This window comes from Devosia sp. 1635 (assembly GCF_013185955.1).
In the GTDB taxonomy this organism is placed as follows: domain Bacteria; phylum Pseudomonadota; class Alphaproteobacteria; order Rhizobiales; family Devosiaceae; genus Devosia.
This window is the reverse complement of sequence record NZ_JABAOM010000003.1, coordinates 730401-755987: the sequence shown is the minus strand read 5'-3', so window position 1 is coordinate 755987 and position 25587 is coordinate 730401. Positions and strand designations below refer to the sequence as shown.

Genomic DNA, 25587 nt, shown 5'->3' with positions numbered 1-25587 from the left:
CCTCCCCTCCCCGCCTGCCCTATTCTCTCCTGTTCACCCACAGAGAGAGTGTCCAAGAAAATGGCAAAAATCCTTCGGATCACCCCGGCGCTGGCGGAGCGCCATGAGGCATTGTGGTTGCGCCTGACGGCGCTGCAGGAGCAGGCGCGCAGCGTCGCGGCGAAAAAGCCCGAGGCGCTCCTGGGCGACGAGGTGCGGATGGCGGCCGAGGCCGTGTTGCATGATGCGCAGATTTTTGGGCCCAAGCGGCGCGCGCAGGAGAAATTGCCGCCGGCGGCGCCCAGCTGGGGTGGGCTTTCTGTGCAGCTGGGGCAGGCGCTGGCGCTCTTGGCCGCCTATGAGGCCAGCCATACCGGCTGGAGCGAAGAAGATCGCTTTCGGGTGTGGCTGACGCGGCCGCTGCCGATGCCGGTGCGGCGCTTGTTGCCGGCCGAACAGTTCTCGCCCGAGGGGCGCGACGAGATGCGCTCGATCCGCCAGAAACTGGCCTTGCGCATGGACCGGGCCTTTCGCGATCACTTCAGCCGCGGCTACCAGGCGGGGATTGCCGCCGCCCGGCGGGCCGAGCCGCTGGGGGAAGCGGTGCCGCCGGCGCGGCTCGATCCGGGGTTTCCCGCCATTCGCCAGCTCTAGCGCGCAAAAAGGGGGCGGGCAGTTATCCCCGCCCCCTTGCCGGGCGTGTATGGTGCTGCCCATTCCCCCGCAGGAGCGGCGCTGCAGCGACCAGATGGCGGATGGAACAGCCGGGACGGGGTGCGTCGCTGCACGCCGTGGGTCCGAGCCGCATTGGACAGTTCGCCCCCTGCCGAATTGGGGGGCGCGCTTTGCGAGCTGGATCGGTAAATCCCGGCCGCCCCGAGGCGATGTCGTCTCACTCCAACCATCCCAAGAGGCGCCACCGCCTCGGGGTCCGCTCCCGCCTAGCCGCCCTTGCGGCTAGGCGCCCCCGCGTCGCCGCAGGCGATCGCGCCCTAGCCCGCGCGTCCGCAGGACGTCGCGCCCCCCCCCGCCGGCCCCGGCCAGCGGGCGCGTTCGCACGCCCCTTGCACCCGGCCCCGGCGCGGGCCATCTATGCCCGGCCGCCAACCCCCGGGAGATCTTTGCCCCATGCGCCGTATTGCTCGCCTTGCCGCCCTTGTTCTCCCGGTGCTGGCGCTCGCCGCCTGCGGCGATTCCCGTGAAGTGGGGAGCGTGGGCGTCGACTGGACCGGCAATGACATTGCCATCGATGCCGTGCCCGATCCGGAAGTGGCGGGGGTCGTGTGCCACCTCGCCTATTTCAATCGCGGCTTTATCGATCGCATCTCGCAGGGCAACTGGTTCGAGGACCCCTCCTATTCGGCGCTGGATTGCTCGGCCGTCGGCCCCATCACCGTGGGCGATATTTCCACCCGCCCCGGGGGCGAGGAAATCTTTCGCGAAAACCGCTCGCTGATCTGGAAGTCGCTGCGCGTCACCCGGATCTATGACGCGACCAATGATGCGCTGGTTTATCTCGGCCATGCCCGCCAGATCCAGCAGGGCTCGGGCAAGATGAGCCTGTCGGTCGTGCCGCTGCGCGGCCAGAACGTCACCTGGCTCAACGCCCCGCCCGCCGCCGCGGCCGCTCCTGCCCCCGCAGCGGCCGCGCAATAGCATGGGCTCGCGCGGCAGGCGCCCCGCGCACAAAATCATTCCGCCCCGCCCGGCTTCAAACGGCGCGGCGGAGTACGATATTGTTGCCGACAACCAAACGCGAACGAGCCCAAGGATTTCACCATGGCCATTCTGATCGGCGATAGCGCCCCCGATTTCACCCTCGAAAGCACCGAGGGCACCATCCATTTCCACGACTACATCGATGGCTCCTGGGCAGTGCTGTTCTCCCATCCCAAGAACTTCACCCCCGTCTGCACCACCGAGCTCGGTTACACCGCCAAGCTCAAGCCCGAGTTCGAAAAGCGTGGAGTCAAGGTGCTGGGCCTGTCGGTCGACAAGCTCGAGGACCATGCCGGCTGGGCCGCCGATATCGAGGAAACGCAGGGCTCCGCCCTCAACTTCCCGCTGCTGGCCGATACCGATGGGACCGTGGCGCGCCAATACGACATGATCCATCCCAATGCCGACAATACGCTGACCGTGCGGTCGGTCTTCGTGATCGGGCCCGACAAGAAGGTCAAGCTCAAGATCGAGTATCCCGCCTCCACCGGCCGGAACTTCGATGAAGTGCTGCGGGTGATCGATTCCCTGCAGCTGACGGCCAAGCACCAGGTGGCAACCCCGGTCAATTGGCAGAACGGGGACGACGTGATCATCGTGCCGGCCGTATCCAACGAGCAGGCCAAGGCAAAGTATCCCGAGGGCTGGACGGAACTGAAGCCCTATCTGCGGATTGTTCCTCAACCCCGCGCCTAAGTGGCGCGACTGTCTTCTCCCTGACCACTCGGGCGGCAGCAATGCCGCCCTTTTCTTTGTGGTGCGTGCGGGCCGCTTATTCGGCCGCCACCCCGGTGCCGATGGCGCAGGCGACCCCGGTCCCCTGCAGCCCGCAATAGCCGTTCGGGTTCTTGGCCAGGTATTGCTGGTGATAAGGCTCGGCATAAAAGAACGGCCCCGCCGGGGCGATCTCCGTCGTGATCGGGCCAAAGCCACGTGCCTTGAGCTGCGCTGCATAAGCGTCGCGGCTCATGCGCACGATCTCCGCCTGCTCGGGCGTCGTGGTATAAATGGCCGAGCGATACTGGGTCCCCACATCATTGCCCTGCCGCATGCCCTGGGTGGGGTCATGCTCCTCCCAGAACGTCTTGAGCAGCTGCTCGAGGCTGATCCGGGCGGGGTCGAACACCACCTTGACCGCCTCGGTATGCCCGGTGCGGCCGGAACACACTTCCTCATAAGTGGGATTGGGGGTGATCCCGCCCTGATACCCCACCGCCGTCACGATGACGCCCGGGAGTTGCCAGAACAAGCGCTCGGCGCCCCAGAAGCATCCGAGCCCCAGATAAATGGTCTGGGCGCCGGCAGGGTAAGGACCTGCGAGCTTTTCGCCGCTGACATAATGATTTTCAGAGGTCACGAGGGGCTGCTCGCGGCCGGGCAGGGCCTCGGCAGCAGTAGGCAGGCTCGTCGGCTTGGTTTTAAAGAACATCGGTTTTCCTTTTGTGCTTTGAAGAGGCGTCAAATTTGACTCTGACGGACAAAGCGCTCTGTTCTGGGCGTGCGGCCCATCACCGCCAGAATAATGCCTGGCACGCCAATCACCGCGAAAGCGGGGTAGGTCAGCAGGACCGCCAAGGCGGTGCCGAGCAGATCAGCAAAGAAACGGCTGGCGAAGAATTCTTGGACGGCCACGAGACTTGGCAGGTGCCAACCGCTCCAGGCCTGGGCGAGGCTGGTAAATTGCAGTGCGTTGGCTGCCAACGACCTGGTTCCATCGACCACCAACAGGACCAGGGCCAAGCCGATCAACCAGGTGCCCACGATCCGAACAAAAAGCCGCATTGGAACCTCTATGGCGTTGCGGAAGCTCGATTAGCGCTTAGGACGAGCGCTTGCCATCGCACACCGCTCCTTGTGACACGCTAGCGCTTGTCCTCACAAGATGGGGATGCTGGAGCCATAAAACAATTGGGTTTACCGTACTGTGATCCCTTGCGTCGGCAGAGCCGATGGGTATATTGCGCCTCGCTCGCACCGGGCTTTCCAGACCGGTCTCCCTTGCTCAACACCAAGGGTACAGGCGATGCGGAGAGATGGCCGAGTGGTCGAAGGCGCACGCCTGGAAAGTGTGTAGGCGGGGAACCGTCTCGAGGGTTCGAATCCCTCTCTCTCCGCCATTTTCCGTAAAAATCCATAGAAATCCTGGAAGTCCTTGTATAGCAAGGCTTTGCCGCACCTGATCGATACAGGAAGGTGATACAGGAATGACTCTAAAACTCTCTCCCCTTTGGAAGCATCCTCAGAGCGGAATCCTCTATGCCCGTCTTTGGGTGCCGGTGGACCTGCAACCGATCGTGGGAAGGACGGAAGTCCGAAAGACCCTCGGTACTCGCGACCCCAGGATCGGGGCGCGCATCTACAAGCAGACCGTGGCCCGCATCGAGGCCGAATAGGAGGAGCTCCGCCTAGCGGCCGCCGAGATGTCAGTGGTACCGGCTCGCAGGAGGGGCGTTGTTGCCATGGCGACTGCGGAATGCCGCAGACATCGCTACCGTGGAGCCGAGGACCGCACTCGTCATCAGCGTCAACGCCTTGGACAGTGGTCTGGCCTATGCTCGTGCCGGCATGGGGATCATCGGTGCATTCAGCAATTGGTGTAAGCATGATTTTCAATCCGGCACGCTGGTACCCATCCTGCAGGATTGCTGGATGGCATTCGATGGTCCCCGCCTATATTACCCCAGCCGTTTCGCCAGCGCGCCGTTAAGGGCGTTCATTGATCTTTGCCAGAGCCGCGCCAGCAAAGGGTAGCGACAGATGTCAGGTCGCTATCGCACGCAACATCATCTCTCTTGTCCTTGTGCGATCGGAATCATGTCGTTCGTGGCCCATCATGCCTTGCGCCAATGTCCGCTCTTAGGAAGGGACTTGAGGTCTCTGAACGGCCTCTGTGGATGGCTCCCGCATTGCAAGAGATAATTCGACGTTCTGGCGTTGGTCGGGTGCAGTCTTCTGTGCGGCCTGTTGATGCAGCCGTAGAGACTGCTGGCCTTGATGGGGTCGGCAAACAAGGTCCCAATCTGAAATTCAGGCTATTGCGCCTCGGTCGTTCGACGGGTTGTCTCTGTTCCGGCCTGACCGGTTTCGCCATCACATCGCTTCGCTCTCACAACCTCATGGAGCCGGTTGATCGGCTCAAACTGGATCTTGCTTCAAGTTACAATCTTTTCCTGGTTTTACGCTGCAAGGCTGCGGGCACGGCGAGCTTGGTAGACCTCGCCGCGAGCCATGACCGCCCAGACAACACGGGCCATTTTGTTGGCCATGGCCACGCTCTCAACACGCGCCGGCTTTCGGGCAAGGAGCGCCAGTAGATAGGGATCGGCTGCCTCGGGCTTATACCTGGCCCGGCGGACCAGAGAGGTCGCGCCGATCACCAAGAGCTTCCTCAGATACCGATCGCCCATTTTGGTGATGCGACCGAGCCGGTCCTTGCCACCACTCGACTTCTGCGAGGGTGTCAGTCCCAGCCAGGCGGCGAATTCTCGACCAGAACGGGACTGTCCCGGGTCGGCAACCGATGCCGCCAGTGCTGTGGCGCCAACAGGACCTATGCCAGGAATGGTCGATAGTCGTCGCGCCACCTGGTCAGTTCTCTGCAGAGCGATGATCGCGCGGTCAATCGCCTGCAAACGGACATGGGTGTCGAGGACCTGAGCACAGAGACGATCGAGAATCTGCTTGGCTACAACGGGCACATCTGGTTCGAATTCACTGACCGCGATCTGACGCGCCAGCCCAAGCGCCCGCTCCAGACCTACTGGGATGTCGATGCCGACCTCGGCCAAGAGGCCGAGGATCATGTTCACCAACAGGGTGCGCTGTTTAACCAGAAGATCGCGTACCCGATGCACCGACAATGCTGCTGCTGCTCGGTCGACTTCTTCGCCACGAAACGCATGGTGGGGCGGGTCACGGGCTCGCAAATCGCTTCCGCGTCCACCGCATCGTTCTTGCTGCGCTTCACATAGGGACTTAGGCCGGCGGCATGATACGGATCTCATGACCAAGGTTTGTCAGCTGGCGAGCCCAATGGTGGGATGTGCCACACGCCTCAATGCCGATCAGACAGGGTGGTACCCTGGTGAAGAACGGCAGAACCTGCGATCGCCGAAGTGTTTTGCGTACAACAACACCTCCAGACGCATTAACGGCATGAACCTGAAAAACACTCTTGGCCAGATCTAGTGGTAATCTGCGTGGCGGATGGCTCCTTTGCTCGGGTTGCCTGATAGCAAACCCACTTTGGCACTCAGATGCCGGGAGCGGAAGCCATCCACCTCATCTGAAATGGGGGCAAAACTGACGGACAGCGTCTGGAATCTTGATTGCCGTCATTCTGATGGGCACGTAAACTGCCGAAGTCGGCTCCCCTGCTGACCCTCACCGAGTTGACCGCCAGGGGGTGCTTTTGTAAGGATCTACTAAGGAACCTTCTGACTAGAAACAAATGCTATTTGGAGAAACGTAACGCGGCCGCTGCCCGCACCACATTTGTGTGCCCTGCGCTATAGATCAGCCTCGCTGCCGGACGGCCCCGCGAGCGCAACATAGGCTTGTGTGAGAGAGTCGGTCCCGGCGATCAACTTCAGCTCCGCCGGCGGGCCGTTGTGTAACACAGAACCGTTTCTGATCAGCACGACCCGGTCCGCATCCTCTACCTCATCGACCAGGTGGGTGGCCCAAAGGATCGAAGTCCCCTCTACCCTGCGGATGGTTTCGATGTGGCGCACGAACAGGCGCCTTGTTGGGATGTCCAAGCCTACGGTAGGTTCATCCATCAGCAAGAGCTTAGGCCGATTGAGAAGCGCGCGGGCTATTTCGAGCCGCCGCTGGTTGCCGCCGGACAATGTCCGGACCGGCTGGTCAAGAAGGTCCGTGATTTCTAAAAGATTCGCCAGTTCACCAATCCGTGCCCGCAAGTTACGTCCCGCAAGGCCGAACAGCGCTCCGTGAAAGGAAAGGTTAGCTTGCCCAGTCATTTCGACATCGAGCGATCGGCTCTGGAACACCACACCTAACTTGGAGAGAATTGCCGAGCTGCTCTTACGGTAACAAGAGCCGAAGAGTTTCACCTCACCAGAATCAGGTCGAAATAGGCCGGCAGCAATTTGAAACAAAGTAGACTTTCCTGCCCCATTTGGACCAAGCAATGCTACTAGCTCCGAGGTTCCCACGCAAAAGCTCATCCCCCGCAATGCTTCAGTCTGGCCATATGACTTTCGTATGGCGATCAATTGAAGAACCGGTTTGCTGATCATGCTCGCGGGCCACTCTGTATCGTGAAACAGGCAAGATTTCGCGGTAGCAACCTAACCGTGCAGCTTGGCTTGGCTTTGTTAAGGTTGCGCCTCCAGGTTATGCTGCTAAGCTTACCAGGGTCAGGCTAACACAAGAGACCTAAGAGCAGACATAAAAAATAGTTGTTGCAAATGCAACATACGACCGGGAGGCGAAATGACAAACCTGATGAGCAGGGCTTTATTTGCCCTGAGCGTAACCCTTGCTTGCCATTCGGCAATCACACCAGCTGTGGCTGAAGGCAATTTAGCCTCGAACCCCACCGCTCTGGATTTACATATCAATAGTGACGAATTGACTTTCTCTAGCACGGAATACCGGCTCGAAACTGGCAAGTACTACAACTGGAACATTGAGCACGACGGGGGTGAGGAGTTCTCGGTGGTCGCGCCCGAGCTTTTCCGCAATGCCTGGATTAATCAGATCGTGATCAACGATCTGGAGGTAAAGGCGTTCGGTCTCTACTCGGTCGAGTTCGACGACGCAGGCACTATCAGCGTTTCTTTTGTGCCAATTAGACCCGGTGAGTATGCCTTTTATGTGCCCGGCTACGAAAATCGCGGCTTAGCCGGCAAGTTCATTGTTAAGTGATGTAGAGGGCACTGCAATGAAACTGGCAATTCGCCTGCTCACCCCCTTCTTCCTAATGCTTGTCGCGGTCATAGGTGTCGAAGCCGCAGGCACGGGGCTGATGTTCGTGTCCGCCGAGAAGGGTAACGAAGTTGTCGTCCTCGACCAGGAACACAACATCATCAAGCGCATTCCGACGTCACGCCGACCACGAGACATGCACTTCAACTCGGAGAAGACACTGCTCTATGTAGCCTGCGGGGACGATGACGCCATCGACATCATCGATGTCGCCACACTCGAGGTCGTGGACTCCATACCCACAGGGCCGAGTCCAGAAGTGTTTGCCTTCACGCCTGACGAGAAGATCATCTACGTTTCCAACGAAGAAGACTCTGCACTGGAGGCCATCGAACTCGAATCCCGCTTGACGGTCAGCAACATACCTACAGGAGCAGAACCCGAGGGGGTGTTGGTCACACCCGACGGCAAGACTGCCTACGTCACCTCCGAAGTTGCCGATATGGTGCATGTGATCGACACTGCCACGAGTGCGGTGATCGAGAACATTGTGGTCGGCACCCGTCCTCGGCGCTTTATTCTTACACCCGATGGATCGGAGCTTTGGGTGTCATGCGAGCTTTCGAGCGAGATCTACATCATAGATACTGCGACGAACGAAATCAAAGGCGATAGCTTGGTATTCGTGCCACCTGGGTTCCGCGAGGAAGACGTTACCCCGGTCGGAATGGCCATCACACTCGATGGCAGCAAGGTGCTGGTCAGCCTTGGTCGGGCCAATCACATCGCCGTTGTGGATACCAGCACCTATGAAGTTCTAAAGTATGTTCTGGTTGGTCGCCGCGCATGGTCAGTTGACCTCTCTAGCGACGAGAAGACGGCAATCGTAGCGAACGGGCTTTCCGACGACATAACAATAGTCGACATGGCCTCCATGGAACCAATTCGCTCAATTCCGGTGGGTCGCGTCCCCCATTCGGTGGTCATCGATGATTAGCGCCAAAGCACTGTTTGTGTCAGCCACCATTCTGCTGTGCGTGGTGGGAACGGCCTTGGGTCAGCAGCAAGTCAAGATCGGATATCTCGGCCGCGAAGACGATCCTCGGTACGATCCCGATGTGGTCTATGCCCGTATTGAGGTTGCTCCCGGCGGCAACCCGGTCGAGGGCGCCATTTTGGGAATCGAAGATCTCAAGATCATATCCGAAGCTTCAGGGCGGGCATTCGCCCTCGATCACCAGCAAGCCTCTGAACTAGCAGGGCTGACAGTAAAGCTCAATGAGATGGTCAAGGGTGGCGAAAGCTTTGTCATCCTAGACTTGCCCGCTCCTTTGCTGGACCAGCTTGCAGCGTTTGCTAGAGATCTTCCGGTGACTTTGGTGAACGCCACAGCCCCTGAAGACTTCCTGCGCAACCGCTGCTATCCAAACCTGCTGCACACGGCAGCTTCAGACCGGATGCACGCGGATGCCATTGCCCAATATCTGCGCACGCGCAACTGGACCCGGGTTCTTGTTCTAGTGGGCGAGCAATCACGTGACAAGGCAATTGCCGAAGCGTTCCAGGGGGCGGCCGACCGTTTGCGACTCGATGTGGTGGATACCCGCTCTTTCACGCTCGCGACCGACCCCGCAAGTCGGGAGGCTAACAACACGCTCCTGATTACGGGTGGCGCGGATTACGACGTGATCTATGTCGCCGACTCGGACGGAGAGTTTGCACGTTATCTACCCTATGCCACGCAGTTGCCGAGACCGGTTCTGGGATCGACAGGACTGATATCCTCCGAATGGCAGTGGTCCTCCGAACGCTACGGCGCACCACAGGTAACATCGCGCTTTGCGGACCTCGCTAGTGGGAGACGCATGGCCGGCTCTGATTGGTCCACCTGGATGGCAGCGAAGGCGATCGTCACCGCCTACGCTAAAGCGCGCTCCGATGATCCTGCTAAAATTGCAGAGTATATGCGGAGCTCCCGTTTCAAACTGGACGGTTCGAAGGGTGTGCAGCTGGGCTTCCGTTCTTGGGACGGGCAGATGCGGATGCCACTCATGCTTGCGACGCACAACGCCGTCATTGTGCAAGCACCGCTTGAGGGTTTTGCGCACCAGATCAACGATCTTGATACGCTAGGCACGGACGAACCGGAACATCAGTGCGAATAACGGCTGCCTATCTATGGCTCGGCTTGTGGGCGGTAACACGCCGAGAAATTGCGAAATTCGTTCGTCAGACCGAGAGGTTGTTGGCGGCCTTGGTACGCCCGACACTTTGGCTGCTTGTGTTTGCTTCGGGGCTGCACGACCTCCTTGGGGTATCGATAATCCCTCCTTATAGAACTTACACGCCGTACCAGGAGTACATATTACCCGGGCTCATGGGGATCGTGATCCTCTTTCAGTGCATGCAGTCGGCGCTATCCATGATTTATGACCGTGAAGCTGGCGTCATGCGAGTAATGCTAGTCAGCCCCCTACCCCGGAGCTTCTTGCTATTCGCTAAAATTGCTGCAGCTACGATCCTCTCAGTTTTACAGGCTTATGCTTTTTTGATCGTTGCGCTCGTCCTGGACACCGGTCTGCCAAGCGCGGGCTACCTAACAGTTTTGCCTGCCATGATCCTTACCGGCATAATGCTGGGCTCAATTGGGCTGCTGGTGTCAGTATATACGCCGCAAATCGAGAACTTTGCTGGGATGATGAACTTTGTTGTTTTCCCGATGTTCTTTCTGTCATCCGCCCTATACCCACTGTGGAAGTTGAGGGAGGCCGGAGCGGAGGCAATCTATTACGTGTCCCTGTGCAATCCGTTTACCCACGCCGTCGAATTGATGCGCTTTGCGGCATACGGGCAGTTCAACGTTGTGTCTGCTGCGGTTGTCGCGGGATCGGCTTTCATCGCGTTTGTCCTAGCGGCGAGGGGCTACGATGCACACACTGGTGCCATTCGCCGGATTAAACGCCCTAGCGCCCTGACTAGGTAGGTCGCAGCCGCATAACCGGGCTCATTGCGGCCCGCCAATCAGCTCGACCGCCAATCTCCATGCAGGAATTGAACAGGCCGGGCCTTGCCCAGCCTGATGGTACTCATAGACCGGCCAAGTCGGCACTACACGCCGTCAAAATCGGATACAAAGAGCAGGATTGTCCCGTTATCCGCGCTTTCGGCCCAGACCACATGCTCAGGGGTTAGCCCCTCATCCTCAAGGTAGCCGACAGCCTCCTGATTATCAGAGATCAAAGCTCGCAAGGCCTCGATGTCCTGCGCATGTTTGTCAATTTCCGTCTGCAGGCTCGCCTTGTCAGCGTTTGCAAGTGATGCGATTGACACGACTGTATAGGTGGACGTTCCTTCTAAGGCAGTGTTGGCTGCGGTGAAATCCGCGTTTCCAAAGGTCTCCAGGAAAGCGCTGAAGTCGTGGTACTCGCCTTTTTGTTGGCTTGTAACATCAGCGGAGGGTGCAGTCGTCGTTCCGGCGTTCTGGCCGGTAGAATTAGCAGACTGCGCATGTGCAGTCGCGGCAAAGGGCATGCTCAGCACTATGGCGAGCACCAGGGTATTCATCCTCATTGTAGGCTCCTCTCTTTTTCTAGGGTAGTGCGTTGGGCCTACCCTGATCCGGGATCAATGCCCTTGCCTAACCACAGTTCCGGTTTCTGCTACGAATGACGTAGACTTGGGACGCTTGATACTATTCTAGCAAGTGAGCTGCGCCACGCGTCCCAAAGTCAGGCTGAAAATCTGCTTTAGTCGAGCTTAATAAAAGCCATAGCGTTATTGGGGTTCATCGGGATGACCAGCTGATTGGCACCTGCATCATAGCACATCGAGGCAGCACTCGGGATACCGGTCGCGATCAGCTCGGCAGCGCCCCCACCAGCGGGTATTCGTGATACGCCTCCCCTCAAGACGCTGCTGACATATTTGGTACCGTCCTGCATGATCACCAGGCCATCATTCCCGTCCTGTGCGGCTTCCTCCGTGGCAACTAGCTCCCCATCTACTGAGAAGGTTAGGACGGCCTTGTCGCCAATATTGACGACTACCAGGTTGCCCGCCCCATCTAGGGCGATGCCGTTAGGTCGATTAAGGGGGGCACCTTCCACCACCACGGACGATTGCCCGTCCGGCGTGACCTTGAAGACTTTAAACGTGGTCGGATCGGGCGGTGTGCCACTTCCCGTCTGCGTGGCATAGATGGTGCCGTCATCAGTCACTTCGATGTCGTTGAAGCCTGTCGACTCAGCCGTTCTTAACTCGCCGGCAGGCGCCCCGGTCGCGATATCGAAGATGCGGACCACCGAAACGCTCGGGTCGGCATCGCTTGTCCCCCCGTCACGATCTGCCAAGTATAACTTGCCACCACTGATATCGCTGCCGAACGGCTGATTTAGTGTCAGGCCGTTGCGATTTACCCCGATCCAACGGGCAGTGTGAACCGAACCGTCGTGATTGATCAGAGACACGAAGCCATCATTTGCCACCTGGTTCTGGTTCACGCCGCGGTTGACCGCCAGTATCAGATCACGTGTCTCGTCGTAGACACAGCTCTCGGCGTTGACGATCGCGCCGAAGACTTTCACGTTGTCCGAGATGGGGATTGTCTCGCCATCTTGGACAACGCCGAGTGGAAGACCAGCCTCAAAAGGCTGAGTTGCGGGGTCGGGTGCTTGCTGTGCAAGGGTAGGACCGCACTGCATCAGTGCAGCCAACAGTGTTGCCGATGTAAGGGACTTCATAGCGCTTCCTCTGCTCTCATCATGTTGTTCTTGGTTCGGGATAGATGGCTATCGCTTATCCTTGCTGCCGCCCGAGGGCGTACGTGCTCCTCCACGCCATTCAGCAACCTTACTATGCGCAGAGACTCGTCCGTCGACCAACCAGTTAATGCGCCGCGCCCTTCTAGTACTTTTGTAGTAAATTCGAGCTTTAAGGTGATCGAGGCTTGTTCCGCAGGCCTGGTGTGCTAGCCTTGAACTAATGCGAGGAAACAAGGGCGAAGCGCCCGAGCCCGCAGTTGAATGACATGAAATATCAACGGGAAGAGAAAATTGGCCGATCAAGAACAGAACGATGATAGCGGGACTCAATGCTGCCAGATGCACCGGCGTGCGGTTCTGGCGGGGCTCGCGGGAGTTGCTGTCTACGGTATGGCAGGCGGAGCCTTGAGCCAAGAGGCAGACAGATTACCTCCGCAACCCGGCGATCTTCTTGTACGTGCCTCCGGCGACGATCAAACCACGCCGCTGACTCCGTCTGATCTGGAGGTTGGCGGCGGCCCTCTGCAGGCTTGGCCAGCCGATCCAGTCACTGGAGAGGCGCGGTCGCGCTCCTTGTTTAACCTGCTCGTGCTGTCGCGCTGGGATGATGCCGAACTCAGCCCTGATACGCTGCCCAATGCTGCGGGTGGCGTGGTCGCCAACACCGTAATCTGCACCCATGCAGCCTGCGAAGTCACCGATTGGCTGCCCGATGCCAAGATTATCGAATGCCCATGCCACCTGTCGCAATTTGATCCTAAGAGGAACGGGGCGGTGGTTCAGGGACCAGCGACCCGCAAGCTACCCTCGATCGCTCTCGGGCTCGAGGGCGACAGGCTGGTTATTGCCGGCGCATTCGATTCGCGTCTGGGTGGCGACGCCGAATAATCTGTCCGCGGTCCAAGCGAAACATCGTGGTGCCGCTCAACACTAGGAGGAATGTTACCATGATTGCATCAACACGCCCGATGCTTGCCGCATTGAGCCTGGCGCTGCTCACCAGCAGCGTTCTGGCTCAGCAGGCGGCCCCTGCCCCCGCAGCGCCAGCTGCAACCCCGCCGCCTGCGGCAACGAGCGCCGCCCCGCCGGCAGTTCCGCAGCTTCCAGTCACAATTCCTGATTATACACCAGTGACATTGGACATGCTGACCAACCCCGCTGATGGTGACTGGCCCATGTACCGTCGGACTTATGACGGCTGGGGTTACAGTCCGCTGGACCAGATAAACACGGAAAATGTGGCCGGTTTGAAGCCTGCTTGGATGTTGTCCACGGGCTTTTCTGAAGGTCACGAGGCGCCCCCAACCGTAGTCAACGGCGTCATGTTTGCAGCTACCGCAGGTAACCAGGTGTTGGCGATCGATGCGGCGTCTGGAGAGATCCTATGGCGTTATCGCCGCGAACTCCCCGCCGACATGCTGGGCTCTCATCCCACTAATCGCGGCGTGGCGCTGCTGGGCGACAAACTGTACTGGATGTCCCGTGACTCCATTCTTGTGGCGCTTGATGCCAAAAGCGGGAATGAAGTGTGGACCACGACCGTGCAGGACTACCGCGACGGTTACTACGCCAACCTGGCTCCTCTTGTTGTAGAAGACAAGATCGTGGTTGGCACCTCGGGTGGTGAACGCGGGGTTCGCGGCTATGTGGCTGCGTTCGATGCTGAGACCGGTGAGGAGGCCTGGAGAACCTTCTTGGTGCCCGCGCCGGGTGAGCCCGGCTCAGAAACATGGCCGCAACCGGGCGACGAACATGAGGATGCCTGGAAGACCGGGGGCGGGTCGAGCTGGATTACTGGACAGTACGATCCAAAAACTAAACTGATCTATTGGGGCACCGGAAATGGTGGACCCTGGATGGGTGACCAGAGGCCCGGCGACAATCTTTACCTGACATCTGTGGTGGCGCTCGCCGCCGACTCCGGCGCAATTGAAGGCCACTTCCAATACCATCCCAACGACTCCTTTGACTGGGACGAAGTCGCTGCGCCTATTTTGGTGCCTTTGCAAAAAGATGGTCAGGAAGTGCCCGGCCTCGTTCACGCTGCACGCGATGGTGTGCTCTGGATGCTCGAGCGCACTGATGAGGGTCCTATCAACTTCATCGAAGGAACGCCTTACGTCGCGGAGAACTGGATCAAGAGCATGGATCCGGAAACCGGAAAGGTCGAATACAACGAAGGCACCAAGCCTGGTACTGGTATTCTGGGAGATTTCTGCCCCTCGTTCTGGGGTGGCAAGGATTGGCCGCCGATCGCCTACAGCCCAGAAACCAATTATGTTTACATCCCCGCGAACGAAAATCTGTGCACCAGAATGCAAGGCGGAACGGTGGTTGAGTACCGGCCCGGGGCCAGCTTTACTCGCGGCACGCAAGGGGACCTCTCCGAGCTCTATCTCACCGAGACAGCCGATCACATCGGGGAAGTGCAGGCGTGGGACCTGACGACAGGGGAGAAGGTCTGGACGCATACCTTCCCCAACTCGGCCAACTGGGGTCCGCTGCTGACTACCGGCGGGGGCTTGGTGTTTGGGGGCGGAACCAATGACAAGATGTTCCGGGCCTTTGATGCCAAGACCGGCGACGTCTTGTGGGAAATGCAGCTAAACTCGGGAGTCATCGGCGTTCCTTCAAGCTTCGAAGCAGATGGCAAGCAGTACATCGCTGTCCAGGCCGGTTGGGGTATTGATGCGGCTGGAATGCAAACACGCCTGGCTACGAGCTATCCAGACCGCTTCAAGTCCGGAACCTCGGTACCCATCGGCGGGGTGATCTGGGTCTTTGAAGTGGAAGATCAACCCACGCAGACTACCGCCTCGAAGTGAGTCCGGCCTTTAGTGAACACAGGAGCGGGGTGAACATCCCGCTCCCAACCGGCCGGGGCTAATTGTGCTTGCCATCCGTCTACGCGCTACTGTCATCTTGCTGTTAGTTACCTCCTGCGCTGTCCTTCTCCCCTGGACGGCGGGAGCCTCGGCGCAAGAGTTAACCAAGCCCGGTGTGTCCTCCCAGAACTGGTTGAGCAATCTAGGTGGTCCCGCAGGACACCGCTTCTCTACATTGCAAAGCATCAATCAAGAAAACGTAGCCGGGCTCAAGGTCCGCTACAGCATAGTGCTTGGAGGCTTGATGGATGCAGCGGGAAATACCGATGCAACCCTGCCGATCAGCCCCCTCGTCAAGGACGGCTTCCTGTATGTGGTGGATGGCTGGGGAGCCGTCTCCAAGATCGATCTTGCGGCTCAGGGGCGCGTAATTTGGCGGAAGGATGCGGGCCAACACAATCTTGATGCCTGGCTACAGGCAAGTCGTGGATTGGCTTTTTACGAGGACTCGTTGCTGTCCATCGCGGCCGACGGACAACTGCACTGGATCGATGAGGGCACCGGTGAAATCACCCGATCTGTCCAGGTGGGAAATCCAATTGAGGGTTACACCATTTCAGCACCCCCCTTAGTCGTCGGTGACACCATCGTCGTGGGAGGATCAGGAGCGGATCGCGGAGCTAGGACGCAGATTGACGGCATAAATGCCCGTACTGGAGCTCGGTTGTGGCAACGCCACCCAAAACCCGGCGAGGGCTGGGCGGGTGCATTCCTACAGACTGGTATATATGATAATCAGACGCATACGACCATTTGGGGGACGAGCCGGCCGGAGCTTAGTGTAGCCGATGCAGGACTGGCTCTGCCCAGCACCAACGCCGTTGTCGCGCTCGACTTGGTGACGGGCGAAGTCCAAAACGTGTTCAATTATCCAGATACCACACCCGATATGCTGTCTGAGGCATCCAGCTACCTGTTGACTCCGGGGGCTCCACCACTCGGAAGCGGCGTCGCCCACTTTGGCACCGATGGTCGGTTCTATTCGCTCGACTCTCAAACTCTCGAGCGCCGCGTTGAAACGGAGTATCTCCCAAGCGACTGGCAGGCCGTAGCGAATGCCGCTCAAGGTCCGGCAGAGGCCGGGGTAGTAGTCCCACTCAGTTCTGCGCAGCCTGTGTGGTCCCCTGGATGCCCAAACCTTCGGAGCGCACCCAGCTTCACCTCTGCTTTCAGCCCGCGCACCGGTTTGGCGTATGGCGCCGCAGCCGATGGATGTCATCCAGGCGTTCGGCCGATCGTCACAACCTCCGCACCCGGCTGGCTTGGGGCATACTACTCAGGAGTGGACAATGCACTTGGGATGCTAGCCGCGGTGGATCCGGCAAGTGGGCGAGTGGTGGAGCAGCGCCTGTTCGATTTTCCGCTTCATGCAGGCGCCCTCGCGACCGCAGGAGGACTGGTTTTCACTACGACGGCTGAGGGTACGCTCCATGCTCTGCATGATGAGACATTAGAAACGCTTTGGTCCGCGGGTTTCGGAACCCTGACGCCCAATCCTCCAATCACATTCGAGGTCGATGGAGAACAGCTATTGGCGGTGGTTGTTGGGGGGAACCGCTTCAACAAGGATCTATCCTACCAACCCGAGCAGATGAAGATGAACGAGGCCTTATTTGTCCTTGTCGTCCTCGGTGTAGGAGCTCCCGTCGAATGAAGGCAATTGCGCAAAATTGCGCTGCACTTCTTATTGCCTTCACATGTTCACCGGTCCTCGCCGAGGAGCGGCACAGCGTCTGGGACCTCCAACTCGGTCAGACAGCCACCACCCTGCCCCGGGACTTCGTCGAACTAGCCTGCGGTACAAATGGAGGGCCACCAGCACGGCCGCTAAAGAGCTTCACCGATTACCTTAGCTGTAGGCCTAGTGGCGACGAACTCTATGAAGTTTACTTCCGATACAACGACGAGGGCGAGTATGTGGCTCGGGCCCTAGAGCAGGCCCATGATATAGAACGGCTGCGCGGCACCCGAGTTTACGGCTTTGATGTAATGACCTCCGCCTTGCTGGACGGTGCTGGCGTTCTACGTGGCATCAGGGTTGTTACGGATCCAAGAGGCGTCGAGCCAGGAACTCGGAACGATCATTGGCGTCTTGGAGCTTTGTTCATGCGTCATTTTGGCGAGACAGATTGGGACTGCCAAGAACTGCCCTTGGCTGAACGGGAAACCGCCATAACGAGCTTTTTTGTAAAAAGGCGATGCACCAAGCTGACCGCAGATGCGTCGCTCAAAGTCGAGCAGGACTATTATCACCGCAGGGGAGAAAGCTTCACGGACGAGTTCGGCAAGGTGCAGCCAACTTACTTCGTCAGCACCAGTCGGTTCGAATTGATGGCCACAGCGGCGACAAGTGACGATCGATAATTAAGGCACCGCCGGTCCAATGACCGCATTGTCGAAATTCGCACAAACCAGCTCCGCGCCATCAATCCGGACATTCCGAAGATCCGCGTTGACCAAACGCGTATCTGTTAATGTCGCTGCCAGAAAATCGGCATTAAAGGCTGAGGCCTGTGTAAGGTCGGCTGAGGTAAAATCCGCACCCACAAAGCCTGCATTGGCTAGGTTGGCTTGTCGCAGAACAGCCTGCTGAAATCTGGCGTTCTGGAAGTTGGAAAGCTGCAAATCTGCTTGTCGCAGATCAGCTGCGGCAAGATTAGCATCACGTCCTAGAGAACGAACAAGTACGGCCGCTTCGAGGCGAGCCCGCATCAAGCGCGCATGTTGCAGGCGGGCGTCGGTTAAGTCCGCTCGCACCATGGTCGCGCCACTCAGGTCCGCACCATAAAGCAGAGCTCCGTTCAGCTTTGCCTCCACAAGAGAGGCACCTCGCAGATCTGTCTTGTTAAGGTTCGCACGGACTAGAATTGCACCGTCTAGTTGCGTTTCAGCCAACACCGCGCGGTGAAGCACTGCTCCTGAGAGGTCAGCGCCTCTCAGGTCGGCACCTGACAAATCCCATTGCTGTAGTTGAGCGCCCTGCAGATTGCAGCGCGGGCAATCGCGAACTTGGCCCGCAAGAAATCGGTCCCGATTGCCGACCGCAGGAACTTCGCGTTCGTCATAAGCCACGTAGGGGTGAGCGGATGCTGTGTTGAACGGCCGACATACAACATTAGTCTGAGCAGTAACTGGATGTGTCGCGACGGCCACTAGCAGCAAGGCAAGAAAAACCCGCATCATGATCATCAATGCCGCTCCTTTTTTGCTTGTTTTTTCAACAGCAACTGTCGATAACGTGTGCACCCAGCACCATCAATCTAGCGCCAGGTGGAATATACCCTGCAGTGTTCACCACGACCTGAAACGACTAACTTTAGCTTAACTCTGTAACGTCATAACTTGGGCACTATAAACGAGTAAGCCGCATAGTCTAGTTCGCTCCAAGCCAGCTCCGGTACTGGATATCCAGGAAACAGGGGCTGCATTACAGGATCGAAGGTAATGCGGATCCGGATAGCTGATCGGCCTTCTGTAAAGGCTTTGGGTAAGAGGAACTCGTCCTCTCGGAACCGGCGGTTCGATACCATCACCACGTGCTCAGCCGCCCCTAGTTCATCGGGCGGATCCGAGAAGACGGATAGGTTTGAGCCTGCCAAATACCAAATGCCGGCTGACTTGAAATCAATATCATCCCACAGCTGGTCCGGCTCACTCGCGTCAGCGACCGCAATACTCGCCCGCTGATTTGGAAAGCCATAATCTAACGTTCGACGCAAAAGAACTCCGACATTGTCTGGATCAATCCTAAGCGTAAACTCGGATGTGCCCGTCGTGGTCCGTCCGTCCTCGGTGTGGGCAGGGTAGATTTCCACCCCGTCCAGACTGTCGGGACCCAACTCGAAGCGGGACGTCAGCTCTACCTTCTGGCTTGCCTGTGGCGAAGAGTAGGCGTGGCCTTGCTCACTTTCCGCATTGCCGATGTCCACCTCGTCAGTCTTGACCAGCGATGCGCTAGGCAGTCCATACCAGAAAGTCGCCGTCTGGTAGTGCTCGACTGACTCGTTGAGCCCGCCGTGCTCTAGCTGAACCCGAGCATTGCGCCCAAATGGCATCAGGTCCGCCAACAGGAACCGGTAAGCCGACTCTATCTTGTCAGCCTCCGAGCGCGGCGAGCCCTGTGGTCCTCCGACTGGGTGGCCGGCGAACGGCAGCGTCACGGTCTGCCCACCCCAGTAATCGCCACCCCCGGCCCACTCCTCGGTGCCAGTTCCCTGCGCTTGGGGTGTACGGCTGTCGTCGAAGAAGAACCGGGGGTCGCCCTCTAAGGTGGTCAGGTTCGCCTGATGAGAGAATATAAACGAAGTCCCGACGAGGTGACCCGCCCAGTCGCCGCCGCCCTCGACCACAGTTGTGTCAAGCAGGACCAGATCCTTGCCTCTTTCGGGGTTTGGGAAGTCTCGATAGGTCGCATGGAAATACCCAACGTGGTTGGTAGGTGCATCTAGTGGCTGGGTACGAACCGACCAGCGCAGGTCAGGTATGATCAGGCCGGCTTCGGGCACCAGTTCGAAGCGGGCCGAGTGAAAGAACGGCATAGGGAAGTAGGCGGCAAGCTCGATCCGCTCACTGTCGAACCGCACTGTGACGGGAAAAGCTTTGACGAGAAATTCGCGATTGTCGTGGTTGTAGAGCGAGCCCGTCCCAAAAAAGAGGGGTACCGGCACATCTATAGAGGGTTGCGACCTTCCATCCCAAGTCACCTTCAGCCGAACCTTGGCAAGATCCAGTGCCCGCTCGCGCGGGATGGAAATTTTGAAAGCCCGGAGAAGGCGCTGAGCGCCGCTCAGGAAAGCAATATCCCTCGGCTTCCCCTCAAGCGCGAGAGTACCGGAGAGCTCTTCTAGTCCCAGCCGCTTGCCCGCCAGGGAGTCCTGCGTGGGCGCGATGTCGGTTCCCGAGCGCCCAATCAGCTCCAGCACCTCGGCTGGTGGCGGAGAAGCGTCCCAACTGCGGATGGGGCTGGACAGGTTGGCACCTGGAACGAACTGGTGGAAGATATAGTAGCCCGTCCCATAATGAGTGCGGCTATACTCCATTTGAAAAGAACGTTCGATCGGTATCGGTACCCAGGACAAATCTGCACCCATGGTTTGCGACCAGGTCCAGGTCAGCGGACTGGGGAATGCCGCCAAAGGTAGAAACACGGAATTCGGCACTGGATTGTGGGGTGTCGAAGTCGAACTTTCTTCGACCACATATTCCGCGCCATCCACGACATAGCGCCAGGGACTGCCATGCCAATGGTTGTGGCGAACAAAGGCCAGGATGGCGGGGCCTTGGATGTCAAGGGTGACGTTGCGGTCGTCGGCCAGCTGATAAAGAAAGTGGCTGGCATCGGCGTGGTGATTACCACCAGCTCGGTCATAGGTGCTTCGCATGTAAGCACGCGCCCCGATGCGCAGATGGTGCCAGCGATCCCACATCCGAAATGCGTCTACTCCGATCGGAATAAGAGGCGGGTTCAACTTGTTCGGCGGCTGCTGTAGGACAAGCCTAGGCTCTAAGCCGGGCGATCTTAGGTCACCTGCCAAGCTTTGGGGGGACATGCCAAAGAAGAAGTAGAGGCCGATAACAAACCATAGAGGCACGATCGAACCTCCGTGCGGTGCGCACCATTGCTAGGTTGGTACAGTGTCTGCAGTCTCGAAGATGGTCAACATATGCGGCGCGAGGACAGAAATACTGCCGATTTTTCGGAACGCGATGCTGACGAAACAACCAGCATTCTGAACACCAGTGCGAGCATTTTAAGGCCATTGACACAAAGCAACTTACCGCGCGCCATCCGTCAGATCTGGTGACGGCCTGGGCTTTGTAACCCAGGCTATCAGCTTACCGTCTGGTTACTCTTGAACGCCTTTGAGCACTAGGTTGAGATACACTCGGCCGTCGCGACGCGGTTCATATTGCAGACGTGGGGCCACGCCGTACAAGGTCGGTTCAGTAAACAACCACACCACGGGCGCCTGCTCAGCGACATATGCTTGGGCGGCGTTGCACATCTCGGACCACTTGGACTGATCGAATTCCTGGTTGAAGGCCACGAACATTGCTTCGAACTTGTCGTCCACCCAGCTCATACGGTTCGAGCCGGAATCCTTTTGCACCAGAAGCAGATCGCCCTGACATGTATAATCGGGACCAGACGAGCTGTTCATTAGGTCGCGGTAACCGGCACCTTGCTGCGCCCGCATTTGTGAGCTGACCGAGGCATCAATCACCCGCAGGTCAGCAATTTCGATTCCCACTTCCTTCCAGTACTCCGCCATGACCTGCGCCATGTCGCTGTCCATCAGATAGGAGCCGTTTGTGGTGTCGAAGTTGAGCGACAGTCGCACTCCGTCCTTTTCGCGAACACCGCCGCTTCCAACCACCCAGCCCGCTTCGTCCAAGAGCTGCTTGGCCTTTTCCGGATCGTAAGCATAAGGCTTCAGGTCGGGATCTTGGTGGGGCGGATTGACGAGGTCAATGGAACACTCCGCCATTCCGCCAAGCAGAGCGTCGGCCATTTCTTCGCAGTTAATAGCGTAGTTCAGCGCTTGACGCACTTTGACATCAGCTAGTGCCGGGTGGCGGCCCTGCTTGATAGCCACAAACAAGCGGCGGTAGCTCGCGGCAACGATGACATTTACCCCTGAACTCTCGAGGTCTGCTTTGAGGTCCGCGGGGACCCCCACCATCAGATCGGCAGACCCGGCCTTCATCTCGCTGATACGGGTCGCGACTTCCGGCACGGCCCTGATCACAACGTCGTCTACCGGCGGCTTGCCCGACCGGTACTTCTCGAAAGCCTTGAGTACCAGACCCTCACCTGGCCGGTACGAAACGAACTGGTAGCCACCTGCACCCACCGGGGCGAATGCGACCTCCTCGGGCGTATGCTCAGAGTAGTATTTAGGTGGGAGAAGAGACAGTTCAGGATTGACCATATGCGAGGTGATGATCGGATCGGGCGCGGTCATCACGAGCTTCACGGTTAGGTCATCCACCTTCTCCATGTGGTCGTATTTCAGCGCCCCGAGCGCGAAGGTCAGGTCGCCCTCCCCAGCTTCGAATAATTTTTTTGCGCGACCGAATGTGAACACCGCCGCATCGGCGTTGATCGGTTCGCCATTATGGAACACCAAGTTGGGTCGGATCTTGATCTCCCAGTTCAAGGGATCGATCATGGTAATCGTCTCGGCGATCGCGGGCACCACCTCGCCTGCGTTGTCGAGGCGGAACAGTGTTTCATGGATCGACAGGATGACATTGGCGTCAGCCTGCGTGAACATCGGATCGAGACTGACTGGCTCGGCACGTTCAAGGAAGATAACCGGCTTGCTCTGGGCCATCACCGGAGAAGATGCAACAGCACCTACACTCAGGCTGAGCGCAAGGAGCGCCGTTCGTAAAAGACCGCGTGGTTTCATTCTACTCCCCTTCAGCTGCGATGGCGTGCATGTCACGCTTTGACGAATTTATTGGAGAATGTTCTTCAGGCGCGGATCAAGGTAATCCCGCAGCCAGTCTCCGATGATGTTGATAGCCAGAACCGTCAACGAGATCGCTAGGCCGGCTGGGATCGTCAGCCAGTCTGCCACTCCGATATACTGGCGCCCATCCGCCAGGATGGTGCCCCAACTCGGCACGCTTGGCGGCACGCCGACGCCCAAAAAACTCAATGAGGCCTCCGCCACGATATTGCTGGCGACCGTGAAGCTGGCGATGACGATGATCGGGCTCCAGATGTTGGGCAGGATATGCTGGAACAGAACGCGCCATTGGCGCTCCCCAGTCGCACGCGCGGCCAGCACGAACTCGTCGTTCTTGATCGACAGCACCTGGCTGCGCACAATGCGGGCGTACTGCACCCAGCCGGTCAACCCCAGCACCAGTATGAGCTTATCGAGCCCGCTGCCGAGCACGGCCATGATGGTCAAAGCCAGCAGGATTGTGGGGAATGACAGTTGGATATCGCAAATGCGCATGAAGACGTCGTCGACGATCCCGCCAAAGTAGCCGGACAAGAGCCCAACGAGCAGGCCCACCGTTCCTGAGATCACGACGGCGGATATCCCGACCGTCAATGATACGCGCGCGCCATAGATGATGCGGCTCAACACGTCACGGCCAAGTGTGTCGGTGCCGAGCCAGAAGGTTACGCCAGCGCTGTTCTGGTAGCCGGGGGGCTTCAGCCGTTGAATAACCTTGATGGCATAGGGATCGCTGGGCGCCAGCCACTGTGCAGTGAGCGCGGCAAGAATGACGAGCAGGAGAATGAACACGCTCACCAGGGCTGCCTTGCTGCGCAACAAGCGCGGCAGGAACTGACTTTTCGAGGCGGGATTTACCTCCAAGGCGGCAGATGACGCCAGAACCTCCTGCTCGGCTGGGATCAAGGCATCGCCATTAGGAGGTTGTTGGATCAAGGTCATGAGCCATACCGGATGCGCGGATCGATCCAGGAATAAGCCAGATCGATGAGCAGGTTCACGCCTGCGAAGATCAGGGCCAGCATGATCACGCCGGCCTGCACGACATAGAAGTCCTTGGAGCCAATCGCCGAAACGATCTCCCGACCAACGCCCGGCCAGCCGAAGATGGTTTCCGTGATCACCGAGCCACCAAGCAGGAAGCCAAGTTCCAGCCCTATGGCGGTGACGATCGGCAGAAGCGCATTGCGGAGCACATGGGCATAAACAACGCGGTTTTCGGAGATGCCCTTGGCCCGGGCGGTGCGCGTAAAGTCGCGCTGCATAAAGTCCAGCATGGACGAGCGCGTCAGCCGCATATTGCGAGCGATGGGAAAGGCAGCCAGCGTAAGGGCTGGCATGACCATATGCGCCCAGGTGCCGCTACCGGAGATCGGCAGCCATTTCAGCTGTACCCCAAACAACAGGATCAGCAGAATGCCGAGCCAGAAGCTGGGGATGGATTGGCCCGCTAAGGCGAAAAAGGTGGCGACATGGTCCAGGGGCTTGTGGGCCTTAATTGCAGACAAGACGCCAAGTGGTATGGAAATCAGCAGCGATAGTACAAAAGCCACCGCCGCGAGGGTCACCGTAGCGGGCAACTTGTCCATGATCACCTGAAACGCAGGCTGATGGCGAACAAAGGAGTAGCCAAAGTCTCCATGCAGCGCGTTCCAGACAAAGCTGCCATATTGAACAAACCAAGGGCGGTCGAACCCCATCTTGACCCGATACTCCTGGATCTGCTCCACGGTCATTCGATCAGTCGCTTCGCCCAGGATCACCTCGGTAGGGTCCCCGGTGACAAACAGCATGCCAAACGCAACTACGCTCACTCCGACGACGACGATTAGAGACTGCAGCAGGCGGCGGATAACGTAACTCACTGCCGGGGGACGCCTTGTTGCTGACCCGGAGATACCCCATCCAGGGTCTCGGCGTAATGACATGCAACCCAGTGACGAGGAGCGGCTTCCCGGAACCCCGGCTCGACAGCGCGACAGTGATCGGTCGCAAAGGGGCAGCGCGTGCTGAACTGACAGCCTGTGGGAGGATTGGCAGGGCTGGGAAGATCACCTTGCAGCAGTATGCGTTGACGCTGCCGTTCCAGGGGCGGATCGGGGATGGGAATGGCCGACAGCAACGCCTTGGTATAGGGGTGTAGCGGATGCTGATAGAGTTCGTCGCTCTCGGTTAGCTCCATCATCTTGCCCAGATACATGACCCCGACGCGAGTGGAGATGTACCGCACCATGCTCAAGTCATGGGCGATGAAGAGGTAAGTCAGCCCCAATTCCTCGCGCAACTGCTCAAGCAGGTTGATGATCTGCGCCTGGATGCTGACATCGAGAGCGGAAATCGGCTCATCGCAAACAATGAAGTCGGGGGAAGTTGCCAATGCCCTGGCGATGCCGATGCGCTGACGCTGCCCTCCCGAGAACTCGTGCGGGAAGCGGTCGCGAAACGCAGTCCTGAGCCCGACCTTGGCCATCAGGTCGGCAACCACCTCCTTTTCCTCCCGGGGATTCTTCACCAGGCCATGCACGCGCAGCGGCCGAGCGATGATCTCCCCTACCCGCATATGTGGATTGAGCGAAGCATAGGGATCCTGAAAGATCATCTGCATATGCCGGCGCGCCTGGCGGATCTTTCCGGAATCTTGCTTCAGCAAGTCAGCGCCCTTGAAATGGACTTCCCCGGCAGTGGGACGATAAAGCTGCAGGATTGCACGGCCGGCAGTGGTCTTTCCGCAACCGCTCTCCCCTACAAGCCCCAGCGTTTCGCCTTTTTGGATGTCGAAGGTAATGCCATCAACAGCCTTTACAGCCCCGATCTGGCGATTGAGGACGCCGGCGCGGATCGGGAAATGCATCTTCAGGTCTTTGACGCGAACAA

Annotated in this window: 23 protein-coding genes, 1 tRNA gene and 1 pseudogene; 13 read left to right on the top strand and 12 right to left on the bottom strand. The window is 58.5% G+C overall.

What is annotated here, in order from left to right; translation table 11 throughout:
• Window positions 1–60: 60 nt before the first annotated feature.
• The 3 genes from HRU92_RS15870 (at window position 61) to HRU92_RS15860 (ending at window position 2394) form a co-directional block, all read left to right on the top strand.
• Window positions 61–633 carry a hypothetical protein gene (locus HRU92_RS15870; protein WP_173088485.1) on the top strand — a complete coding sequence of 191 codons (573 nt, stop codon included), beginning with the start codon at window positions 61–63 and terminating at the stop codon, window positions 631–633.
• 474 nt (window positions 634–1107) lie between these two features.
• Window positions 1108–1635, top strand: coding sequence for a CreA family protein (locus tag HRU92_RS15865; protein WP_173088483.1), 528 nt, complete (start codon window positions 1108–1110; stop codon window positions 1633–1635).
• Between the two features lie 123 nt (window positions 1636–1758).
• Entirely contained in the window at window positions 1759–2394 is a 636-nt protein-coding gene (locus tag HRU92_RS15860) for a peroxiredoxin (RefSeq protein WP_173088481.1), read from the top strand.
• Between the two features lie 76 nt (window positions 2395–2470).
• Here the strand turns inward: HRU92_RS15860 and msrA are convergent, their stop codons facing one another.
• Together msrA and HRU92_RS15850 are read right to left on the bottom strand one after the other, a co-directional pair.
• Window positions 2471–3127, bottom strand: coding sequence for a peptide-methionine (S)-S-oxide reductase MsrA (gene msrA / locus HRU92_RS15855; RefSeq protein WP_172121919.1), 657 nt, complete (start codon window positions 3125–3127; stop codon window positions 2471–2473).
• A gap of 29 nt (window positions 3128–3156) precedes the next feature.
• Window positions 3157–3480, bottom strand: a complete 324-nt coding sequence (locus HRU92_RS15850; protein WP_172121918.1) for a hypothetical protein — start codon at window positions 3478–3480, stop codon at window positions 3157–3159.
• A 245-nt stretch (window positions 3481–3725) separates the two neighbouring features.
• On the opposite strand from HRU92_RS15850, the gene HRU92_RS15845 reads away from it, so the two are divergent.
• Window positions 3726–3815 (top strand) — tRNA-Ser (locus HRU92_RS15845).
• Window positions 3816–3902: 87 nt separating this feature from the next.
• On the top strand, window positions 3903–4091 hold the full coding sequence (locus tag HRU92_RS15840; protein ID WP_172121917.1) for a DUF6538 domain-containing protein: 189 nt from the start codon (window positions 3903–3905) through the stop codon (window positions 4089–4091).
• A 783-nt stretch (window positions 4092–4874) separates the two neighbouring features.
• On the opposite strand, the pseudogene HRU92_RS15835 reads toward HRU92_RS15840, so the two are convergent.
• Together HRU92_RS15835 and HRU92_RS15830 are read right to left on the bottom strand one after the other, a co-directional pair.
• A pseudogene (locus HRU92_RS15835) lies at window positions 4875–5880 on the bottom strand (IS110 family transposase).
• Between the two features lie 326 nt (window positions 5881–6206).
• Window positions 6207–6959: an ATP-binding cassette domain-containing protein gene (locus HRU92_RS15830; protein ID WP_172121916.1), complete on the bottom strand. Its 753-nt coding sequence runs from the start codon at window positions 6957–6959 to the stop codon at window positions 6207–6209.
• Between the two features lie 196 nt (window positions 6960–7155).
• Between HRU92_RS15830 and HRU92_RS15825 the strand changes: the two genes are divergently transcribed.
• From HRU92_RS15825 to HRU92_RS15810, 4 genes are read left to right on the top strand one after another with little or no spacing between them, the layout of a single operon-like run.
• Window positions 7156–7590 (top strand): hypothetical protein, encoded by a 435-nt coding sequence (locus HRU92_RS15825; RefSeq protein WP_210258489.1) that lies wholly within the window; start codon window positions 7156–7158, stop codon window positions 7588–7590.
• A gap of 16 nt (window positions 7591–7606) precedes the next feature.
• The gene (locus HRU92_RS15820; RefSeq protein WP_173088479.1) at window positions 7607–8587 is read left to right on the top strand and encodes a PQQ-dependent catabolism-associated beta-propeller protein; all 981 of its coding nucleotides are present in this window, start codon (window positions 7607–7609) and stop codon (window positions 8585–8587) included.
• Window positions 8580–9755: an ABC transporter substrate-binding protein gene (locus HRU92_RS15815; RefSeq protein ID WP_172121914.1), complete on the top strand. Its 1176-nt coding sequence runs from the start codon at window positions 8580–8582 to the stop codon at window positions 9753–9755. The genes HRU92_RS15820 and HRU92_RS15815 overlap by 8 nt, the downstream gene beginning before the upstream one ends.
• Entirely contained in the window at window positions 9752–10573 is an 822-nt protein-coding gene (locus HRU92_RS15810; protein WP_172124765.1) for an ABC transporter permease, read from the top strand. Before HRU92_RS15815 ends, HRU92_RS15810 begins: the two co-directional genes overlap by 4 nt.
• Before the next feature lie 125 nt (window positions 10574–10698).
• On the opposite strand, the gene HRU92_RS15805 is transcribed toward HRU92_RS15810, so the two are convergent.
• Window positions 10699–11160: a hypothetical protein gene (locus tag HRU92_RS15805; protein ID WP_172121913.1), complete on the bottom strand. Its 462-nt coding sequence runs from the start codon at window positions 11158–11160 to the stop codon at window positions 10699–10701.
• A 176-nt stretch (window positions 11161–11336) separates the two neighbouring features.
• On the bottom strand, window positions 11337–12329 hold the full coding sequence (locus HRU92_RS15800) for an SMP-30/gluconolactonase/LRE family protein (RefSeq protein ID WP_172121912.1): 993 nt from the start codon (window positions 12327–12329) through the stop codon (window positions 11337–11339).
• A 594-nt stretch (window positions 12330–12923) separates the two neighbouring features.
• Here HRU92_RS15800 and HRU92_RS15795 point away from each other — a divergent pair.
• The 4 genes from HRU92_RS15795 (at window position 12924) to HRU92_RS15780 (ending at window position 17599) form a co-directional block, all read left to right on the top strand.
• Window positions 12924–13238 (top strand): Rieske 2Fe-2S domain-containing protein, encoded by a 315-nt coding sequence (locus tag HRU92_RS15795; RefSeq protein WP_172121911.1) that lies wholly within the window; start codon window positions 12924–12926, stop codon window positions 13236–13238.
• A gap of 59 nt (window positions 13239–13297) precedes the next feature.
• Window positions 13298–15175 carry a PQQ-dependent dehydrogenase, methanol/ethanol family gene (locus HRU92_RS15790; RefSeq protein WP_248307163.1) on the top strand — a complete coding sequence of 626 codons (1878 nt, stop codon included), beginning with the start codon at window positions 13298–13300 and terminating at the stop codon, window positions 15173–15175.
• A 193-nt stretch (window positions 15176–15368) separates the two neighbouring features.
• Entirely contained in the window at window positions 15369–16889 is a 1521-nt protein-coding gene (locus HRU92_RS15785; RefSeq protein ID WP_172121910.1) for a PQQ-binding-like beta-propeller repeat protein, read from the top strand.
• A complete protein-coding gene (locus HRU92_RS15780; RefSeq protein WP_172121909.1) occupies window positions 16886–17599 on the top strand; it encodes a hypothetical protein in 714 nt (237 codons plus the stop codon). The genes HRU92_RS15785 and HRU92_RS15780 overlap by 4 nt, the downstream gene beginning before the upstream one ends.
• On the opposite strand, the gene HRU92_RS15775 is transcribed toward HRU92_RS15780, so the two are convergent.
• From HRU92_RS15775 to HRU92_RS15750, 6 genes are all read right to left on the bottom strand, one after another.
• Window positions 17600–18481, bottom strand: a complete 882-nt coding sequence (locus tag HRU92_RS15775) for a pentapeptide repeat-containing protein (RefSeq protein ID WP_172121908.1) — start codon at window positions 18479–18481, stop codon at window positions 17600–17602.
• Between the two features lie 89 nt (window positions 18482–18570).
• On the bottom strand, window positions 18571–20616 hold the full coding sequence (locus HRU92_RS15770) for a DUF2961 domain-containing protein (RefSeq protein WP_173088477.1): 2046 nt from the start codon (window positions 20614–20616) through the stop codon (window positions 18571–18573).
• 465 nt (window positions 20617–21081) lie between these two features.
• The gene (locus tag HRU92_RS15765; RefSeq protein WP_172121906.1) at window positions 21082–22650 is read right to left on the bottom strand and encodes an ABC transporter substrate-binding protein; all 1569 of its coding nucleotides are present in this window, start codon (window positions 22648–22650) and stop codon (window positions 21082–21084) included.
• 48 nt (window positions 22651–22698) lie between these two features.
• Entirely contained in the window at window positions 22699–23655 is a 957-nt protein-coding gene (locus HRU92_RS15760; RefSeq protein ID WP_172121905.1) for an ABC transporter permease, read from the bottom strand.
• Entirely contained in the window at window positions 23652–24578 is a 927-nt protein-coding gene (locus HRU92_RS15755) for an ABC transporter permease (protein ID WP_206524676.1), read from the bottom strand. The genes HRU92_RS15760 and HRU92_RS15755 overlap by 4 nt, the downstream gene beginning before the upstream one ends.
• A complete protein-coding gene (locus HRU92_RS15750; RefSeq protein WP_127755121.1) occupies window positions 24575–25564 on the bottom strand; it encodes an oligopeptide/dipeptide ABC transporter ATP-binding protein in 990 nt (329 codons plus the stop codon). The genes HRU92_RS15755 and HRU92_RS15750 overlap by 4 nt, the downstream gene beginning before the upstream one ends.
• Window positions 25565–25587: the final 23 nt, after the last annotated feature.

Coding starts and splice junctions, on each gene's coding strand:
- HRU92_RS15870 (WP_173088485.1), top strand. CDS start 61: ATGGCAAAAATCCTTCGGATCACCCCGGCGCTGGCGGAGCGCCATGAG.
- HRU92_RS15865 (WP_173088483.1), top strand. CDS start 1,108: ATGCGCCGTATTGCTCGCCTTGCCGCCCTTGTTCTCCCGGTGCTGGCG.
- HRU92_RS15860 (WP_173088481.1), top strand. CDS start 1,759: ATGGCCATTCTGATCGGCGATAGCGCCCCCGATTTCACCCTCGAAAGC.
- msrA (WP_172121919.1), bottom strand. CDS start 3,127: ATGTTCTTTAAAACCAAGCCGACGAGCCTGCCTACTGCTGCCGAGGCC.
- HRU92_RS15850 (WP_172121918.1), bottom strand. CDS start 3,480: ATGCGGCTTTTTGTTCGGATCGTGGGCACCTGGTTGATCGGCTTGGCC.
- HRU92_RS15840 (WP_172121917.1), top strand. CDS start 3,903: ATGACTCTAAAACTCTCTCCCCTTTGGAAGCATCCTCAGAGCGGAATC.
- HRU92_RS15830 (WP_172121916.1), bottom strand. CDS start 6,959: ATGATCAGCAAACCGGTTCTTCAATTGATCGCCATACGAAAGTCATAT.
- HRU92_RS15825 (WP_210258489.1), top strand. CDS start 7,156: ATGACAAACCTGATGAGCAGGGCTTTATTTGCCCTGAGCGTAACCCTT.
- HRU92_RS15820 (WP_173088479.1), top strand. CDS start 7,607: ATGAAACTGGCAATTCGCCTGCTCACCCCCTTCTTCCTAATGCTTGTC.
- HRU92_RS15815 (WP_172121914.1), top strand. CDS start 8,580: ATGATTAGCGCCAAAGCACTGTTTGTGTCAGCCACCATTCTGCTGTGC.
- HRU92_RS15805 (WP_172121913.1), bottom strand. CDS start 11,160: ATGAGGATGAATACCCTGGTGCTCGCCATAGTGCTGAGCATGCCCTTT.
- HRU92_RS15800 (WP_172121912.1), bottom strand. CDS start 12,329: ATGAAGTCCCTTACATCGGCAACACTGTTGGCTGCACTGATGCAGTGC.
- HRU92_RS15790 (WP_248307163.1), top strand. CDS start 13,298: ATGATTGCATCAACACGCCCGATGCTTGCCGCATTGAGCCTGGCGCTG.
- HRU92_RS15780 (WP_172121909.1), top strand. CDS start 16,886: ATGAAGGCAATTGCGCAAAATTGCGCTGCACTTCTTATTGCCTTCACA.
- HRU92_RS15770 (WP_173088477.1), bottom strand. CDS start 20,616: ATGCGAAGCACCTATGACCGAGCTGGTGGTAATCACCACGCCGATGCC.
- HRU92_RS15765 (WP_172121906.1), bottom strand. CDS start 22,650: ATGAAACCACGCGGTCTTTTACGAACGGCGCTCCTTGCGCTCAGCCTG.
- HRU92_RS15760 (WP_172121905.1), bottom strand. CDS start 23,655: ATGACCTTGATCCAACAACCTCCTAATGGCGATGCCTTGATCCCAGCC.
- HRU92_RS15750 (WP_127755121.1), bottom strand. CDS start 25,564: ATGCATTTCCCGATCCGCGCCGGCGTCCTCAATCGCCAGATCGGGGCT.